Genomic DNA, 16630 nt, shown 5'->3' with positions numbered 1-16630 from the left:
AATAGATACGCGCTATATACCCTAGGCGGCTTTTTTGTAATAATCCCATATAAATTATTCCTTTAGGTGTAGCACATGATGTTCAAATCAGGCTTATTGCTCCTTAAAGTGTGCGGATTGATTAGTTTGTCTGCCCTGTGCTGGGCCGTGCTAACGGCAAATGAAGGCTGGGTTTTTTTTGTTGTTTTGCTTGCGTTATTGCTGCTGTGGCAAGGGTATTATCCGCTAGCGTTGCCGAAAGTGCGTTGGCGCTACTTTCCTGCCTTGTTGTTTACTTTCGCCGGGCAGTTATGGCGCGGTGCTTTTGACGTGGCACGCCGCGCTTTTTTTGCGCGTCAATTTGCCCATACTGGTTTTGCAACTTATGCTTGTCGCCTGACAGCACCCGCCCAACAACAGTTACTCGCTACCCTGGTCAGCCTCTTACCTGGCACCTGTACCGTGGCTATTTTGCCAAAAAATTCGGCAAAACCAAGCACTGGCGAGGTGGTGTTAATGCTGCATATTTTAGATACCACCGCAAATTGGCAAGCAGAGGTTGCAGCAATTGAATGGCAGTTAGCCCGTTTTATGGCCAGCCCTTTACCGAGAGAGGCCACATTATGATGTATTTAGCCGTAGCAATTTTGCTGTCGATGTTATTGGGTATGTGGCGGGTTATAAAAGGCCCGACCTTGCTAGACCGTTTATTAACCATTCAATTATTTGGCTCTGCTGGTGTCGCTATCTGTTTAATTTTAGCTAAAGCCCTTAGCATGCCGGCCCTGCTCGATGTCGCCTTATTATTGGCGGTATTAGCGGCAGCGATCCCCGCAGCACTGGTGCAGCGCTTAAGGCGGCAGATATGAGTTGGCTTGATGGGCTAAGCTGGTTTTTGCTGTTGCTCGGTCTGGTATTTTTTATTGCTGGTAGCCTTGGCCTTTTACGTTTTCCTGATCAATTTAGCCGTTTGCATGCGGTGACCAAAGCGGACACTCTTGGCTTAGGTTTGGTGGTGCTGGGATTAAGCATACAAAGCAGCTGGCGGGAAACATTATTAATGCTACTTATTTGGCTGCTGGTGATGTGCTCGGGAGCCGTATCTTGTCAACTGTTGGCGCGTTTTAGCCGTGATGCGGCGGACGCTGAGCCGCTGATAAGCCATCAGGAGCCTGGCCAAACCGCTAACAGCACTTCGCCTGCCTCAGCACCTGTAACGAAGAGGGCCGAATAATGGGCTTGCTGCTGTTTGATCTGGTGCTAGCCACGGTTGTACTACTGTTAGCGGGCACGGCAATCTTTAGCCGTAATCTGACCCATGCAGTGATGTTATTTATGGCCTTTGGCGTAATGATGGCACTGGCCTGGGCTCGTTTAGCCGCCCCCGATTTGGCTTTGGCGGAAGCTGCAATAGGCGCAGGTTTAACCGGCGCCTTGTGTTTCACTGCCTTGGTAAGACAACCGGCAGCTTTAGACTCAAAAGTCGCAACTTCTCTTCTGCCAATTTGCTTTGTGGCGCTGATCACTGCCGCCTTACTTTTTAGTGTTTGGCAGATCCCTGTTAGTCCAAATCCGGCGTTAAGCCATGAGGTTAGTGTTGCCTTACCCCAAAGCGGCGTAGCGCATCCAGTAACGGCGGTGCTATTAAATTTTCGTTCCTGGGATACCTTGTTAGAGTTACTGGTGTTGCTATTGGCATTACTTGGTGCGCAACAAGCGCAAAGTAGCCTTACGTTGTACGCTGGCTGGTCATTAAGTTTGAGTTGGAGCCGACTACTGAGCCCATTGATCATTTTGCTAACAGGTTATTTGCTATGGCGTGGCGCGGCGGCGCCAGGTGGCGCTTTTCAGGCCGGAGCGTTATTAGCTTCAGGGTTGGTCGTGTTAAGGCTTAATCAGCAATTAACCTGGCTAAGTTGGCAAAACCCATGGGTGCGTTTGGCGGCTTTATCGGGTTTACTGGTATTTGTGCTAACCGGTCTGTTCAGTTTACTGTGGTCATCATCCCGCCTGTGGTTAGAGTGGCCAACAGCCTATGCTGGGGCAGTTATTTTAGGTATTGAAAGCTTTGCCACTTTGGCGATTGCCGTCACCCTAACATTGTTGGTTGTTGGTGAGCCGACAGAGGAGCGAGCGGATGCTTAGTCTTTATGTTTATTTTACCTTGGCAACCTTGCTAATAGGCTTTGGCGCTTATGGTGTGTGGCGCGGCCCCGAATTACTACGCCGCATTTTGGCGTTAAATATTATGGGTGCCGGCATTTTCTTGCTAATGGTTACTTTGGCATATCGACCTGTGTTGCAGGGCGAACCAGCGGATAGCGTGTTGCATGCTCTGGTGTTAACGGGGTTAGTGGTGGCGGTGAGCGCCACCGCTTTTGCTCTGGCGTTGCTGGGCCGTATTTTACAAAAGGGTAAAGCATGAGTCTGGCGCTTGGCTTAGTGATTATCCCTTTATTGGCGGCGTTATTGATGTTGCTCTGGCCGCGTTTAGCCAGGGGGTTGCAGCTGGCGGCGGCGCTGCTCTGTACCATCTTAGCTACTATGCTGTTACAGCTCGTGCAGCAAGAGGGAAGCCAGCAACTTTTTATCGGTGGCTGGAATCCGCTGTTGGCCATACGTTGGCAAGCGGATAGCGTTACAGCATTGCTGCTGTTGCTCAGTGCGGTATTGCACTTGTTGGTCTCTGGCTATGCGTTGGCGGTGCAACAACGCGATAAGCTTGCGGCGGCTTTTTGGCCTTTAAGCAGTTTGTTGTTAGCGAGTTTGCAAGCCTTATGGTTATCTCGCGATTTGTTTAACTTATATGTCTGTCTGGAACTATTGGGCATGGTTGCTGTGGCGTTAGTCACCCTTAGCGGTGATAAAGCGATGCGACCGGCTTTACATTACCTGCTATTTTCGTTGTTCGCCTCCTTATGTTACTTGTTGGGTGTGGCGCTATTGTATGGTGCTTATGGTGCGCTGGACCTGCCGCTGTTGCAAGGGCAGTTACAAGCCAACAGTTTGACTGCGGCAGCGTTGGTACTTATTACGCTGGGATTGATGTTAAAAGCTGCTTGGTGGCCGTTGCATCTCTGGTTGCCGGCCGCTCACGCGGCAGCGCCAGCACCGGTGAGTGCGCTGCTATCTGCCTTGGTGGTAAAAGGGCCCTTATTTATATTAGTGCTGGTTTGGACCACCTTAGCCCCTGCCGCCTTTTTAAACGTTGCCGCTTATGCATTTTTAGTCTGTGCCCTGGGAGCGCTCTTGTTGGCCGGCGTTGCAGCGCTGCGCACGCCCTACAGTAAAACCTTGGTTGCTTATTCAACTGTTGCCCAGTTGGGTTATGCCATGCTGGCGCTTGCTTTAATGTTGTCTTTTAATCTGCCTGTATTTACTGCTGCCTTATGGTTATTTGTTATGGCGCATGCCTTGGCAAAAGCGGCCTGTTTTTTAAGTATTGGTGAAATGCAGCAAACCCTGGGGGTTAAAAAAGTGGCGCAGTTAAAGGGCGCGAGTCAAACCATGCCATTAGCCATGTTTGCCTTTGCTGTAGCCGGTGGCAGTTTAATTGGCTTACCGCCAAGTGGCGGCTTTTTAGCAAAATGGGTAATGTTGTTGGGGCTTTGGCAAGCGCAGCAGTATTTTTTACTGCTAGTGTTGCTGGTCGCAACGCTAGTGTCTGCCGCCTATATTTTTCGGGTTGTGGTGTTGGCTTTTGATCGGGCGGAACCCACTGCACCGGATTTCTCGCCGCAACTTTTACCGCAATGGTTGGCATTGTTACCTGCTTTGGCCGTTTGGGCGATGGCGTTTTTTAGCATGCCGTTGCTGGCAATATTGCAGCAGGAGTTAAGTTAATGACAGCCTTGCTTCCCTATTTGCCAATTTTGATCATTTTAAGCTCCCTGCTGCCAGGCTTAATTATTTTTAGCTTAAAAGAAACACAAATAAAGCTAAGAACCTGGCTTAATATGCTGGGCGTAACAGTGAAGCTGATTTTTGTCTGGTTAATGTGGCGGGCGGTAAAAGCGGGTCAGGAAGTAACATTTAGTTTGCCATTTTTACCCGGTGCCGATCTGGTACTGCATGGGGATGCCTTATCTTTGCTTTTTGTGATCTTGTCATCCATATTATGGTTAGCAACGACTATCTACGCCATTGGTTATTTAGAAGGCTCGCCGCTGCGCTCACGTTTCTTTGGTTATTTTAGCTTATGTGTCAGTGCGACAGTTGGCCTGGCTTTGTCGGGCAATTTAGTGACCTTTTTATTATTTTATGAATTGCTGACCTTAGCCACCTTTCCGTTAGTGGTGCATCGTGGCACCGCTCAATCTTTAGCTGCCGCCAAGCGCTATCTGGGTTATACCCTGGGAGGCGGAGTGCTGCTGATGTTTGGTGTAGCGCTGTTACATATGTTGACCCAAAGCCCGGATTTTACTCCAGGAGGCTATTTACTGCCGCTAGTGGCCAGTGATAGAGCCTTGTTGCAATTGGCTTTTGTGTTGTTAATTGCCGGGTTAGGTGTAAAAGCTGCCTTGTTACCGCTACATGGCTGGTTGCCTCAAGCCATGGTAGCACCAGCACCGGTCAGTGCGTTGCTGCACGCGGTAGCTGTGGTTAAAGCCGGTGCTTTTGGCATTATCAGAGTAGTGTATGATGTATTTGGCGTACAAAGTATTCAGCAGCTTAATGTGGCTACGCCCTTAATGCTGCTGGCTGCACTGACCATCCTTTATGGCTCCTGGCGGGCTTTGGCACAACAAGACATTAAGAAGCGTTTAGCGTATTCCACTATCAGCCAGGTGTCTTATGTCACTTTAGGCGTTGCGATGTTGGGTCCGTTGGCGGCTGTCGGCGCTTTGGTGCATCTGGTACATCAGGGTGTGATGAAAATCACCTTATTTTTTTGTGCCGGTAACTACGCTGAAACCTTGGGTATTCATGATATTCGCGAACTAAACGGCGTAGGAAAACGGATGCCGCTTACTTCTTTAGCCTTCACGGTTGGTGCTTTAGGAATGATTGGTATACCGCCTACAGCAGGTTTTATTAGTAAATGGTATTTAGGGCTGGGCGCCGCCGAGGTAGATCAGGGCTGGTTAATCGGTGTCTTTGTCCTGTCGGGCTTACTCAATGCGGCCTATTTTTTACCGGTAGTTTATCGTATTTGGTTTACTCAGCAGCGTTTACCCTGGCCTCATCCGCAACAGCTGTCCAAAAAACTGGAAACCCATTGGATGCTGTTAAGTCCACCGCTGTTTACTATGCTATTGGTGCTGCTAATGGGACTTTTTGCCAGCACAGATATTAGCCCGCTTAGTTGGAGTGAATTAATTGTGGAGCGGGAGTTTAGCTATGATTGATTTAAGCCAGTTGCTCTGGCCTGGCGCTGGCCTGGGTTTAACCAGTACCTTGCAGCAAGGTTGGTTTGCGTTTACTTTATTGCTTTGGCTGGCCGCAGCTTTGTATAGTCTGAGTTCACAGCGTGCCGATCGGCAGCAAGCCCGTTACTGGCTGTTTATGGGGCTTTGTTTTAGTGGTAATCTTTTGCTGATCGCGGCGCAAGATGCCCTGAGTTTTTATCTGGGGTTTAGTTTGATGAGCCTGGCAGCGACGGCCTTGGTGCTGCATACCGGCAGTAAAGCTGCGAAACGGGCAGGGCGACTTTATTTACAACTGGCGGTGCTGGGCGAGTTGTTGTTGTTTAGTGCCCTGGTGCTGCGCGCTGCCGCCGCGGGCGGGCAATATGATTGGCAGAGCTGGCAAGCTGTTGAGCTGGATCATCTCACTATTAGCTTGTTTTTGCTTGGTCTTGGTTTAAAAGCTGGTTTTTTCCCGCTACATCTATGGTTACCTCAGGCGCATCCGGTTGCACCAGCGCCGGCAAGTGCAGTGTTATCGGGTGCGATGATTAAGGCTGGGATCTTTGGGCTTTGGTTTTTTTTACCGGCAGGGGATGCGACTTTGCAGCTCTGGTTGCCGTACTTAGCCTTACTAGGGCTGGTATCAGCTTATTTTGGCGCTATCGCCGCGCTCTGTCATACTGCGCCAAAAACAATTTTGGCGTATTCTTCAGTCAGTCAAATGGGCTATCTGCTACTGCTGTTAACAGCGAGCTGGCAACTAGCTAGCAGCACGCCTTATACTGTGACGTTATTGTTGTTAGTGGCTTATGCGGCACATCATGCTTTTGCCAAAGGCGCTTTGTTTTTGCTGGCTGGCAGCGCGGCTAAATATCGATTTGCTATTTTTGATAAAGCCTGTGCCCTAATTGCCGCGTTAAGTATGATGGCCTTACCCTTTAGCAGTGGCGCTGCAGTAAAAACGGCCTTAAAAACGTTAACCGCTGAGCTGCGTTTGCCTTATCTGCAGAGTATTAGTTGGTTATTGAGCTTGGGGGCCCTGTTAAGCGCTTTAGCGTTGTGGCATTTTTTAAGCCAGCTGTGGCAGCAACAGCAACTAGCACATCACCGGGTACCCGTGTTACAGCAAGTGGCTGTTGCACTGCTGGCCATATTGCTGATATTACTGCCGTGGGCCTGGCCGTTATTACAATATTATAGCCTGCATGCACTAACGTCTTACGCCTGGCTTGGGTTAATTACGCCGGTGTTATTGGCGTTACTGGGCTATCGCTATCTATTTGCTATTGTGGCCTTGCCGCTGCAGCGTATTGGGCAGGGCAGTCGCTGGGTATTTCGGTTGTCGCTGTGGCTAAAACGTCGCTATCAGCCTATTCGCCAACTAACTTTACCCGCTTTTAGTGTTAATTGGCGCGCCTTACGCCAGCAAGGCTGGTATAAAGCGCTACGCAGGTTTAAGGGGTAACCAGTAATAGTTAACCCGAGATAATATGGTAACTCACCTGATTTTCGCGGATAGCACCATTGAGGTCGGATTGTAAATGCGGCTCTGCCACCGCAAAAGGTACCTTAAGTCCGTCGATAAGCGTGATTTGATTGCGGCCATTCACTTTACTTAAATACAGCGCCATATCAGCGATTTGCAGGACTTTTTCCCAGTTTAGCTGGTGCTCAGGGACCTGAGCGAAGGGTAAGTTAATAAAACCACCGCTGATGGTTACGGCGATTTCCTTACCTTCGTAATTGATGGTTAATTCGCTAATTACTTTTAAAAGTTGTTGGCTCAATAAATCTATTTGTGTGGCGGTCGTGCTGTTAAGCACCATTAGAAATTCTTCACCGCCCCAACGTATTAACATTTCTGAATCCTTGACCAATTGGCTGAGCCGGCGACTGATTTCAATGAGTACCGCGTCGCCTGCTGCATGCCCATAGTTGTCATTTATTTGTTTAAAATAATCGATGTCGAGGATTAATAAAGCACAAGGTGCAGCGTCACCCGAAATATGCCTTTTCGCCATTTTTTCTTGCATAGCGCGCCGGTTTAATAAGCCGGTAAGCGGATCGCGCAGTGATTGAAACTCTAGTTGTTTATTGACCTCTTTTAACCGTTTATTGGTTCTGCGTACTTTGCGATAAAGATTAATCAGTAGGATGGCGGCAAATAACATAATAACAACAAACATTAGAGTGATAGTTTGTTGTAGCTTTTTGTTTTTAATAAGTTCTTCCTGCAACGAGTTTTCCTGTTGCAAAATGGTAATTTGCTGAGACTGTGACTTTAAGTCGTATCGAGCTTGCAGATCCCGGGTATTTTGTTCGCGTTCAGCAGTCACCATTTCTTCGCGTAACTGCATTTGCTGCTCAAGGGTTGCTGCCAGCATTTTGTAATCGCCCATTAACTTATATGCTTTAGCAAACCAACTTAATAAGTCTTCAATTTCTGCTTTATAGTTTCTTTGCTGATAATAAGCAAAAGCTTGTTGCATTTGTTGCAGGCCGACTTGATGATTTCCCGCCATGATCTGGGTATAGCCAAGATTAAATTTGATGACTTGGACATTCTCCTCATCATTTAACTGTTCTGCTTCAGCCAGCGCTTGTTCAAGAATAGCATTGGCAGCAGTGCTATTTTCTTGTTGGATATACACCGAACCCAAATTGTTCATAAAAGTAATGGCCAGGCTCTGTTGATTTAGCTCTTTGGCAAGAGCTAAGCCACGTTGATTAATCTCTTCTGCTGCTGCAAAGTCTTTTTGACCGACCAAGACAAAGCCTAATGTTAAATAGACATCGGGCAGTAATTCGTCTCGTTTGTGATGTTTAATTTCAGCGTAAGCATCTTCCAATACCTGTCTGGCAGCTTGCCAGTTTTTTTGCTCTGCATGAACTAAGGCGCTTTGTTGACTTAGATAAATACGACGCACCAATGTTCTGGAGTCTGCTGTATCAAACAAGGCATCAAGTGCTAAATCATAGTGTTTTAACGCTTTATCATATTGGGTATCTAATAAAAATAACCTAGCTAACAGGGTGTTTACCCAATAACGAATACGAGGATTGCTGATATCTGTCATTAAGTTTTGGATTTGCTCAGCTTTTAAATAGGCCTCGTTTAACCGGTTTTGGAAAATATCAACTTCAAGTGCTGCTGCTTGTATCTCCACTAATGCGCTTAACGATAACTCAGATTGTTTAAATTGTTGTAGTAGCGCCAAGCTCTCTTCTGTCGCCGCGGTATCGCTGGCATAAAGTGCATTAAACAGCTGGTAGGTGAGTGCTCTTACTTTGGTGTCTAGAGGCGTTCGTTCGTTCATGGCGGCTATTATTGCCGTCAGTTGATTGTTAGCCTCCACCGGATCGGTAAGCTGTAAGGCCAACATAGCATCCAATTGCTGCTCTAAGGCAGAGTCTACCTGTTGTGTAGTTGTTATTGCTGTGTTGTTAATTGGCAGTTGCTCGTTCGCTTTTAGCTGACCTACCTGGAAGTAAAGTAGGCTAATACAGCAAAATAACAAGCGGATAGCAGATGTCTGCATGTGTTTTGATCACAGTTTTTAATTCTAATATAGTAGTTTTAACTAAGTTTTTGACAAAAGTCTACTTTGTAAAAAAATTTACTTACAGATCAGGTATAATAATAAAGGATTAAGTCTAATGCTTAGTCAGGATAGATCTTTTTGGATACACTATGAGTGCCTTAGAATATTTAATTATTATGTTTTTGCTGGTTGCGGCCAGTTCCTTTTTTTCTGTTTCGGAGATTTCTTTAGCGGCCTCCCGCAAAATGCGTTTACGTTTATTGGCCACGGAAGGTGATGCACGGGCTGAGAAAGTGTTATTGCTACAAGAGCACCCTGGGAATTTCTTTACCGTGGTGCAAATAGGCTTAAATGCCGTGGCGATTCTAGGAGGCATTTTAGGTGAGTCAGCTTTCACGCCTTATTTTGCTGCACTTTTGGCGCTAGTTACCGATGCGCCTTGGGTGGATGCTGCTGCTTTTACTTTGTCGGTTTTTTTTGTTACCTCCTTATTTATTTTATTTGCAGACTTAATGCCAAAACGACTAGCGATGATTTCACCAGAGAAAATCGCCATTCGTATTGTGGCACCTATGTTATTTTTAATTGTATTGCTCAAGCCTTTCGTTTGGCTTTTTAATGGTTTGGCAAATATCTTTTTTAGTTTATTTAATGTGCCCACTATGCGCAAAGATGATATTACTCCGGATGATATTATGGCGATGATGGATGCCGGTGCTCAGGCAGGGGTGTTGCAGGAGCATGAGCATCAGCTGCTGGAAAACGTCTTTGATATGGAGTCGCGTACCGTCACTTCGGCGATGACAGCGCGCGAAAGCCTGATCTTTTTTACTAAAGATGAATCGCAAGACAATATTAAATTAAAGATTGCTGCTCATCCCCATGCTAAGTTTTTGGTGTGTGATAAGGTATTGGATAATGTGGTGGGTTACGTTGATACGCGGGATATTTTAATGCAGGTGCTGCATGATCAACCTATCTCGTTAAGTAAAGACGGTATAGTACGTTCTCCGCTAATTATCCCTGATACGTTGTCGTTGTACGAAGTGCTGGAGCACTTTAAATCAGCGGGTATCGACTTTGCTATCATTCTTAATGAGTATGCGCTGGTAGTGGGTATTATTACCCTAAAAGATGTAATGAGTATTGTGATGGGGGAATTGGTCAGTTCTGAAGAAGAGCAAATCGTAGCCCGTGATGCAAACTCCTGGTTAGCTGAGGGCTTAACGCCGCTAGCCGATGTCATGCGGGTGCTGGATATTGACAGTTTTCCGGATGCAGAGAACTACGAAACTATCGCAGGTTTTATGATGTATAGCCTGCGCAAGATCCCCAAGCGTACCGACTTTGTGTTACATGCAGGCTATAAGTTCGAAGTCGTCGACATTGATAGCTATAAAATAGATCAGCTGTTAGTTACCCGAATCGAGCCGATGGGGTTAGAGACTAAACACTAGTTGATACACTAAGGTTTACATCTTTGCCCAGGCTCCGTCCGCAACAGCGTTAAGACGCGGCTATTGATAACCCCAGGCTGGCAAAACAATACTGAGCTATTTGTTTGCCAGTTCCTTGTCAGTATCTTAGCTATTATTTGCGTCCTCTGATTTTTGCATACTCTCTAGCATTTTCTCTTTAAAGTTTTGCAGCCCTTGCATCACTAGTTCGTATGTTTTACCGACACCGGATTCAACTTCGCCTTCGAATACGCGTAGCCCTTTTAAAATCGTTTTCGCATCCTCAAAGCCTTGATTAATGCCTTTGCCAATCACTTCCATAAAATCGTTAAGCTGTTGCTCTTGATCTTTTGACGGCCTTTGCTGCTGATACAGTGAAAACAAGCTGCTAGCAAAGCCAACAATACGCTCCGCGGTGGCTTCTGGTGAGGTATCGATACCAGAGTCATAGATTTTTTGCGCTGCATTTTTACCAAATATCGGCTCTAGCTCTTTGTTAATACCCTCTAACGCTGTTTTGTACAGCAAACTCAAAGAGTTATTACCGCTCTTTAACGCAATTTGTTCACTGGCTTGTAATATAGCGATATTTTGCTGTTGCTTACTTTGCTTAAGTGCCGACATATCCAGCTTTTCTGGATTGTTGCGGCCCACGTTTACCGGCATATCGGGTTTGATACTGGTCATTACGGCGCTCCTGTTACATTTGGCCTCAACGGGGTATCGGCAGACCTTTGTATAAACTTTAGTCTTTTTTGTGAAAATAGCTGTAAATACTGTGGGATTCGCTCTTTCGAGCCGCCCCACAGTATTTAGTTGTGTCTAGCGAGGATTAACGATTAGTTATGTTGGGCCAAAGCCGCCGATTTAGTAGTAATAGTATCAAGGCCATGGCTATTAGGCCCTTGTTCCGTGCGCCAGAGTTTGTAAGAGAAGTATAAACCCAAAGACGCCAGCACTGTATAAAGCCACATCCCCGGCGTATAGCCGTCAATATTGTCTGGGCCAGCTAGGAACTTATCGTTCATATAGCCAATGGTAAGCGGCACAATTAACCAACCGATTTGTTGGCAGAACGTCATTAATGCGTAGGCTGAGCCCAAACGACTGCCATTAACAATATAAGCTACTGAGGGCCACATCACCGCGGGGATTAGCGAGAACACTATACCTAACACGGTGATCACTAACAGCAGTGTTAACGGCACTACGGCGCTACCAATAAATGGGATGGTTAGTGCGATGGCGGGGCCAGCGGGGGCGTAAGTGACAATTAGAAAAAGAGGTAATAATACGAATGAGCCTGCGGCCATAAACAAAGCGCGTTTGCCTACTCTATCGACCCATAAGCCAAATAGCGGTGTCGCGATAATGGCGGCAAAGGGTAAGATACTGCTTAAAATGCCGGCTGCTGCCCGATCCAGACCATGGGCTTGTTGGAAATAGTCGATAGCAAAGCTGCGAAACGGAAATACGGTGGCATAAAACACGACACAAAGCGCCACCACATACCAGTAAGACGCACTAAAACTGTACAGGCTTTTAAATTCAAGTTTCTCGGTTTGTTCTGCTACGCCCAGGCTAAAACGACCTTCAGCCCGACGCTCTAAAATCCAGTATAAAATGGCGGCAGTAACGGAAATTCCGGCTACCGCTGTTGCTAACCAAAGCGGATCCTGCCAGTTAGCGTAAAGGGGGCTGGCAAAACCGGTAGACCAGTCGGCGGAGGTGGAACCCAGCCGGGCGATAGAGAGGTTAATACCAAAAGCAAAGCTGAGCTCTTTACCTTTAAACCACTTGGCTAAGACGGTCGTGGCCGCCACGATAAGGGGCTCTGCACCTAGACCAAGCATAAAGCGCCCGGCTAGCATCACTTCGAATGACGGACTCCAGGCAGTAACCACGGCAGCAAACAGGCAGATAATAGCAAAGAGCGTAATAGCTCTTTTCGTACCCCAACGGTCGATAAGATAGCCGCCAGCTAACAACACAAATAAAGCAGCGGCGTTGTAAGCACTAGATAACCAACCAATTTGCTGATAACTAAAACCGCGCTGCTCCCGTAACAGATCAACAATCGGCCAGAGCGAATCGTAAATGTAGTAATTGCCAAACATCGCTAAGCTGACAAACAGCAGAATCATCCAGCGATAAAAGGGCGTTGGAGGGGGCAGGGCCCGTAAAGAAGCTTCTGACATAATAGTATTATTCTCGTTATAAAGTGCCGGACGGCAAGGTTGTTCCCACGCAACTCTAACTGAGCTAATAAATTACTGCAAGAAGCCAAAGTTGTAGCAGGTACAAGCGCGCTAGCACCTTCTAACCTGCTATTGATATTGGTGTGGATAACCGGCTTGGGTTATCCACAGGTACCGGAGTCGGTCAAGTAGTTATCCAACTGTACCGGAGTGCGGTGGATAAGAGTGCGGTGGATAATCGGTATAGCCTTTGGCGCCGTGGGTGTAAAAGGTTGCAACGTCAGCTTGTGCCAGTGGTAAACCTTGCCCCAGGCGTGTCACGAGATCCGGATTAGCAATAAAGGCGCTGCCAAAGGCCACGGCGTCGGCGTGCTGCATAGCGATTGCTTGATTGGCTTCCTGCGCATCATACCCCATATTAACAATAAGATTACCCTGATAGTGCTTACGTGCGGCGCTGACAACATCGCCATACTGCAAACCTGCAAAATCTGCGCGCATTAAATGCAGATAGGCTAGTTTAAGCGGGCTTAAGGTTTTCGCTAAATAACTGATAAGAGCCATAGGATCACTGTCTTTAGCACTATTAAAACTATTTAACGGCGATAAACGTAAACCAACCCGATCGCTACCCCAGATGCCGGTCACTGCGTCCAGTACTTCCATTAAAAAGCGGGCACGGTTCTCCAAGCTACCGCCATAGCGATCGTTTCGTTGATTAATACCGTCACGTAAGAACTGATCAATTAGATAGCCATTAGCGCCATGGACTTCAACGCCGTCAAAACCGGCTTGTTTAGCATAAATCGCGGCTTGGCGGAATTCCGCCACAATATCGGCGACTTCGGCGGTAGGCAGTACCCGTGGCGCGGTGTAGTCTTGTTTACCCTCTGGGGTATGGGTGTAATCATTAATCGCAGCGCCGCTGGATGATACCGGCACCTTACCGTTATTTAATGTGGGGTGACAAGCTCGGCCACCATGCCAGATTTGCAGGAAAATTTTACCGTCTTTTTCATGTACGGCTTGGGTCACCTGACGCCAGGCGTTGGCGTGAGCGGCTGAATAGATCCCTGGTTCACGATAAAATGCTGAGTTACCTTCACTTATCATCGTTGCTTCAGCAATTAATAAGCCGGCACTGGCGCGCTGCGCATAATGTTCGGCCATTAGCGGTGTAGCGTAGTGCTCTAACGTGGCACGACAGCGGGTGAGCGGTGCCATAATAATGCGGTTTTTTAGGGTGATGGCGCCGAGTTTTAGTGGGCTGAATAGGTTGTGCATAGAATTCCTGCTTGCTTATGGGTTAGTGTCTTGTATATGGGGGTATGGCGTGATGTTAACTAGTGGTTTTTTTGCAGCAAACCTTTCGATTTAGTTGAAGAATCAATCTTTGCCAAGCTATGGCGCTGTTATCCTAACAGGCTTTTCAGGTACAATAAGTTGTTGAGTCTGGTTGAGAATTAAGCGTGATAGAATATAAAACGCCTGCATTTTACCGCAGTGCCTTTGCCTTGTGTTTAGCCGCCGTAGTGGTGTTTGCAAATTTGCACTTAATGCAGCCGTTATTGCCAGAATTAAGCCGCCAGTTTGCGCTATCGCCCTTAGCCGTGAGTACTAGTTATACCATTGGTACTCTCTGTTTAGGCTTATCACTCTTAGTTTATGCCTCACTTTCTGACGCCTGGGGCCGGAAAAAACTGCTGTTAGTGACCTTATTGGGCATGACCGCCAGTACCTTTATGCTGTCGCAGGTTGAAAGTTTTAGCAGCTTGGTGTTTTGGCGAGCGGTGCAAGGTTGCTGTTTAGGGGGCTTGCCAGCTATTGCCATTGCCTGGATGGGCGAGGAGTACAGCAAACCTGCTTTAGTCACCGCGGTGGGCTATTATATTAGTGCCAACTCCGTGGGCGGCATTTCCGGGCGTTTGTTAGCGGGTGGTCTAGCCGATTTAGGCCATTGGCAATGGGTGTTTTTTCCAATGACGGTATTGGGCCTGTTAAGCTGCTTCTGTATCTGGCGTTTTTTACCCGCGTCTCATCAGTTTCAAGCCAAACCCTTTCGGTTAGCGCAGGCTTTGGCCGATAATTGGTACCATTTACGGCAACCGCTGCTACTTATCACCTATCTTATTGGTGGCTTAAATTTTCTGATTTTTTTAAATCAATACACCTACATCAGCTTCGTGTTGGCTGCCACGCCGTTTAATTTAAGCAGTAGCTTAATTGGTTTGCTGTTTATTACCTACTTAACTGGTACGGTAGGCTCGGCATACTCGTCGCACATTGCCAGTCGCCTGAGCACGCCAGGCGCCATGGCTTTGGGGGTAGTGGTAATGTTAGTTGGTTCTTTATTAACTTTGCTCCCAGGTCTTATCAGCATTATCGCGGGCTTTTTTATCAGCGCTTTTGGCTTTTTTCTTTGCCACTCGCTAGCCAGTAGTTGGGTTAGCCAGCATGCCAGCCGGGCCAAAGCCAGTGCCAGCGCGCTTTATCTGGTATTTTATTATTTGGGCGCCAGTAGCGGTGGCCTTTATTTACAACCGTTTTGGCAATGGGCGGCGTGGTCTGGGGTTATTGTTGGTTCAGTGCTGATGTATAGCGTGACCTTAGGGTTATGCTTTTGGCTTTGGCGCTTGCAGCATCTGCAGCTGCGTTAACTCTTCAGCGTTTAGTTGTCGACAGTCTCCGGCGGCGAGTGTCCCCAAACTCAGGGCGCCAATAGCAGTGCGGCAAAGATCGACCACTTTAAACCCTAGTGCCCGACACATATAACGGATTTGCCGGTGCTGACCTTCGGTAAGAATGATCTCGAGTTGTCGCTCATTAAGCCACTGTACTTGACAGGGTTTTGCCTGATAACTGTGCGGGCCAACCTGCCAGCGAATACCCTGGCTAAAAGCGTTGACGATGGACGGTGGGGCAGCTCTATCTACGGTGACCAAATAGCTTTTTTGGTGCGCATAATTGGGGTGCAGTAAACGCTGGGCAAAAGCGCCATCATTGGTCAGAAGCAGCATGCCGCGCGAATCTTTGTCTAACCGGCCCACGGCAAAAAGGCGCACCGGTAAGGTACGCAGCAGCTGTGCTATGCTTGCGGGATCTTCTGCTCGGTTATTACAGTCAATCCCTACAGGCTTATGATAGAGCCAATACTGCAAAGGCGCTGGCGCTGCCAGGGGAACACCCGCGACTTCGATCTGATCTGTATCCGTAATGGCGTGCAGATGCCCGGCAATGTCACCATTCACCCTCACTTGCCCTTTGGATATTAACCGGCTGGCTTCTTTACGTGAGCATAAGCCACTTTGGGCGATAAGCTTAGCCAGACGCAGTGGTTCGTTGTTGATGATGTCGGTCATTTAACGGTTTTAGGTTGGTGATAAACAGAGAAAATAAAGGATGATTGTCATAAAAATGCCACGGTAAAGCGGCAAAATAACACCCGTTATACCTTCCTGGATATTTCACTCTCGTTTAGTGATGGGGGCCTTAAGCCCCCGGTTTTTTTAGTCAACCTTATTGCTTAAACGGGTCGGGTAGCTCTGATAAATCACTGCAACAGCGTCGTTTATGGCCTGCTCCGGCTGTTGCAGCGCCTTGCTGGTTAACTTACCTTCTACCATGCCTTGCCAGATCAGCCGGTTGGCGGATGCATCAATCACATCAATTAACACTGAACCGACTTTATAGCGGGTAGTTTCTACGCCGCCAAAGATAGGAAAGCCTAAGCTAAGTGCACTGTTACGCCCAAACAGACCATAACCTGCATTAACGCGAAAAGGCGAGCTGCGCACGTCTTCACGGTTTTCAACATTGGTACTGTAGTTCACCAGTAATTGCGGAGCTTGTTCATCGAAACGATAACCCAGCGCGGTCATTTCGCGGGTAATGGCGGCTTTAAAATGCTGATCTGTTAAGGGATCATAACTTGGCGTGGCCGCTTCAGCAGCGTTTTGTTCTGGCTCCGCCGCTACTGGAGCCTGATAAAACGCAAAGGTTTGGTACTGGCTAAAATTAACGTTTTTATCGTAATCAATATTGGCTTTTTTAGGGCTGGCGCAAGCTGCCAGTAACAGCATTGCCGTGGCTAGCAGAGTAAGGGGTTT

The 16630-nt window shown here is 47.5% G+C and carries 16 protein-coding genes; 10 read left to right on the top strand and 6 right to left on the bottom strand.

Annotated elements, in window-relative coordinates:
* Positions 1–75 precede the first annotated feature (75 nt).
* From IE163_RS08465 to IE163_RS08430, 8 genes are read left to right on the top strand one after another with little or no spacing between them, the layout of a single operon-like run.
* Complete coding sequence (locus tag IE163_RS08465; RefSeq protein ID WP_189432206.1) at positions 76–606, top strand: Na+/H+ antiporter subunit E; 531 nt, start codon at positions 76–78, stop codon at positions 604–606.
* Positions 603–848: an MrpF/PhaF family protein gene (locus IE163_RS08460; RefSeq protein WP_189432204.1), complete on the top strand. Its 246-nt coding sequence runs from the start codon at positions 603–605 to the stop codon at positions 846–848. The genes IE163_RS08465 and IE163_RS08460 overlap by 4 nt, the downstream gene beginning before the upstream one ends.
* A complete protein-coding gene (locus IE163_RS08455; RefSeq protein WP_189432202.1) occupies positions 845–1213 on the top strand; it encodes a monovalent cation/H(+) antiporter subunit G in 369 nt (122 codons plus the stop codon). Before IE163_RS08460 ends, IE163_RS08455 begins: the two co-directional genes overlap by 4 nt.
* A complete protein-coding gene (locus tag IE163_RS08450) occupies positions 1213–2124 on the top strand; it encodes an MnhB domain-containing protein (protein WP_189432201.1) in 912 nt (303 codons plus the stop codon). The genes IE163_RS08455 and IE163_RS08450 overlap by 1 nt, the downstream gene beginning before the upstream one ends.
* On the top strand, positions 2117–2404 hold the full coding sequence (locus IE163_RS08445) for an NADH-quinone oxidoreductase subunit K (protein WP_189432199.1): 288 nt from the start codon (positions 2117–2119) through the stop codon (positions 2402–2404). Before IE163_RS08450 ends, IE163_RS08445 begins: the two co-directional genes overlap by 8 nt.
* On the top strand, positions 2401–3822 hold the full coding sequence (locus IE163_RS08440; RefSeq protein ID WP_189432197.1) for a complex I subunit 5 family protein: 1422 nt from the start codon (positions 2401–2403) through the stop codon (positions 3820–3822). Before IE163_RS08445 ends, IE163_RS08440 begins: the two co-directional genes overlap by 4 nt.
* Entirely contained in the window at positions 3822–5327 is a 1506-nt protein-coding gene (locus IE163_RS08435) for a complex I subunit 5 family protein (RefSeq protein ID WP_189432196.1), read from the top strand. The genes IE163_RS08440 and IE163_RS08435 overlap by 1 nt, the downstream gene beginning before the upstream one ends.
* On the top strand, positions 5320–6792 hold the full coding sequence (locus IE163_RS08430) for a complex I subunit 5 family protein (protein ID WP_189432194.1): 1473 nt from the start codon (positions 5320–5322) through the stop codon (positions 6790–6792). Before IE163_RS08435 ends, IE163_RS08430 begins: the two co-directional genes overlap by 8 nt.
* 10 nt (positions 6793–6802) lie before the next feature.
* Here IE163_RS08430 and IE163_RS08425 read toward each other — a convergent pair whose 3' ends face one another.
* On the bottom strand, positions 6803–8866 hold the full coding sequence (locus IE163_RS08425; RefSeq protein ID WP_189432192.1) for a tetratricopeptide repeat-containing diguanylate cyclase: 2064 nt from the start codon (positions 8864–8866) through the stop codon (positions 6803–6805).
* Between the two features lie 152 nt (positions 8867–9018).
* Between IE163_RS08425 and paeA the strand changes: the two genes are divergently transcribed.
* On the top strand, positions 9019–10326 hold the full coding sequence (gene paeA, locus IE163_RS08420) for a polyamine export protein PaeA (RefSeq protein WP_189432191.1): 1308 nt from the start codon (positions 9019–9021) through the stop codon (positions 10324–10326).
* 126 nt (positions 10327–10452) lie between these two features.
* On the opposite strand, the gene IE163_RS08415 is transcribed toward paeA, so the two are convergent.
* The 3 genes from IE163_RS08415 to IE163_RS08405 form a co-directional block, all read right to left on the bottom strand.
* The gene (locus tag IE163_RS08415; RefSeq protein WP_189432189.1) at positions 10453–11013 is read right to left on the bottom strand and encodes a DUF5610 domain-containing protein; all 561 of its coding nucleotides are present in this window, start codon (positions 11011–11013) and stop codon (positions 10453–10455) included.
* Between the two features lie 152 nt (positions 11014–11165).
* On the bottom strand, positions 11166–12524 hold the full coding sequence (locus tag IE163_RS08410) for an MFS transporter (RefSeq protein WP_189432187.1): 1359 nt from the start codon (positions 12522–12524) through the stop codon (positions 11166–11168).
* A 192-nt stretch (positions 12525–12716) separates the two neighbouring features.
* Positions 12717–13808: an alkene reductase gene (locus IE163_RS08405; RefSeq protein ID WP_189432185.1), complete on the bottom strand. Its 1092-nt coding sequence runs from the start codon at positions 13806–13808 to the stop codon at positions 12717–12719.
* 185 nt (positions 13809–13993) lie between these two features.
* Here IE163_RS08405 and IE163_RS08400 point away from each other — a divergent pair, with 185 nt between their 5' ends.
* Positions 13994–15181, top strand: coding sequence for an MFS transporter (locus tag IE163_RS08400; RefSeq protein WP_189432183.1), 1188 nt, complete (start codon positions 13994–13996; stop codon positions 15179–15181).
* Here the strand turns inward: IE163_RS08400 and IE163_RS08395 are convergent.
* Together IE163_RS08395 and IE163_RS08390 are read right to left on the bottom strand one after the other, a co-directional pair.
* A complete protein-coding gene (locus tag IE163_RS08395; RefSeq protein ID WP_189432181.1) occupies positions 15137–15883 on the bottom strand; it encodes a pseudouridine synthase in 747 nt (248 codons plus the stop codon). The genes IE163_RS08400 and IE163_RS08395 overlap by 45 nt on opposite strands.
* 147 nt (positions 15884–16030) lie before the next feature.
* A partial coding sequence (locus IE163_RS08390; RefSeq protein WP_373297879.1) for a DUF4136 domain-containing protein occupies positions 16031–16630 on the bottom strand: 600 nt, incomplete at its 5' end.

Origin of the sequence: Alishewanella longhuensis (assembly GCF_014653435.1) — a bacterium.
GTDB classification, from domain to species: domain Bacteria; phylum Pseudomonadota; class Gammaproteobacteria; order Enterobacterales; family Alteromonadaceae; genus Alishewanella; species Alishewanella longhuensis.
Note: the sequence above shows the minus strand (reverse complement) of the source record. Positions and strands in the feature narration are given on the sequence as shown.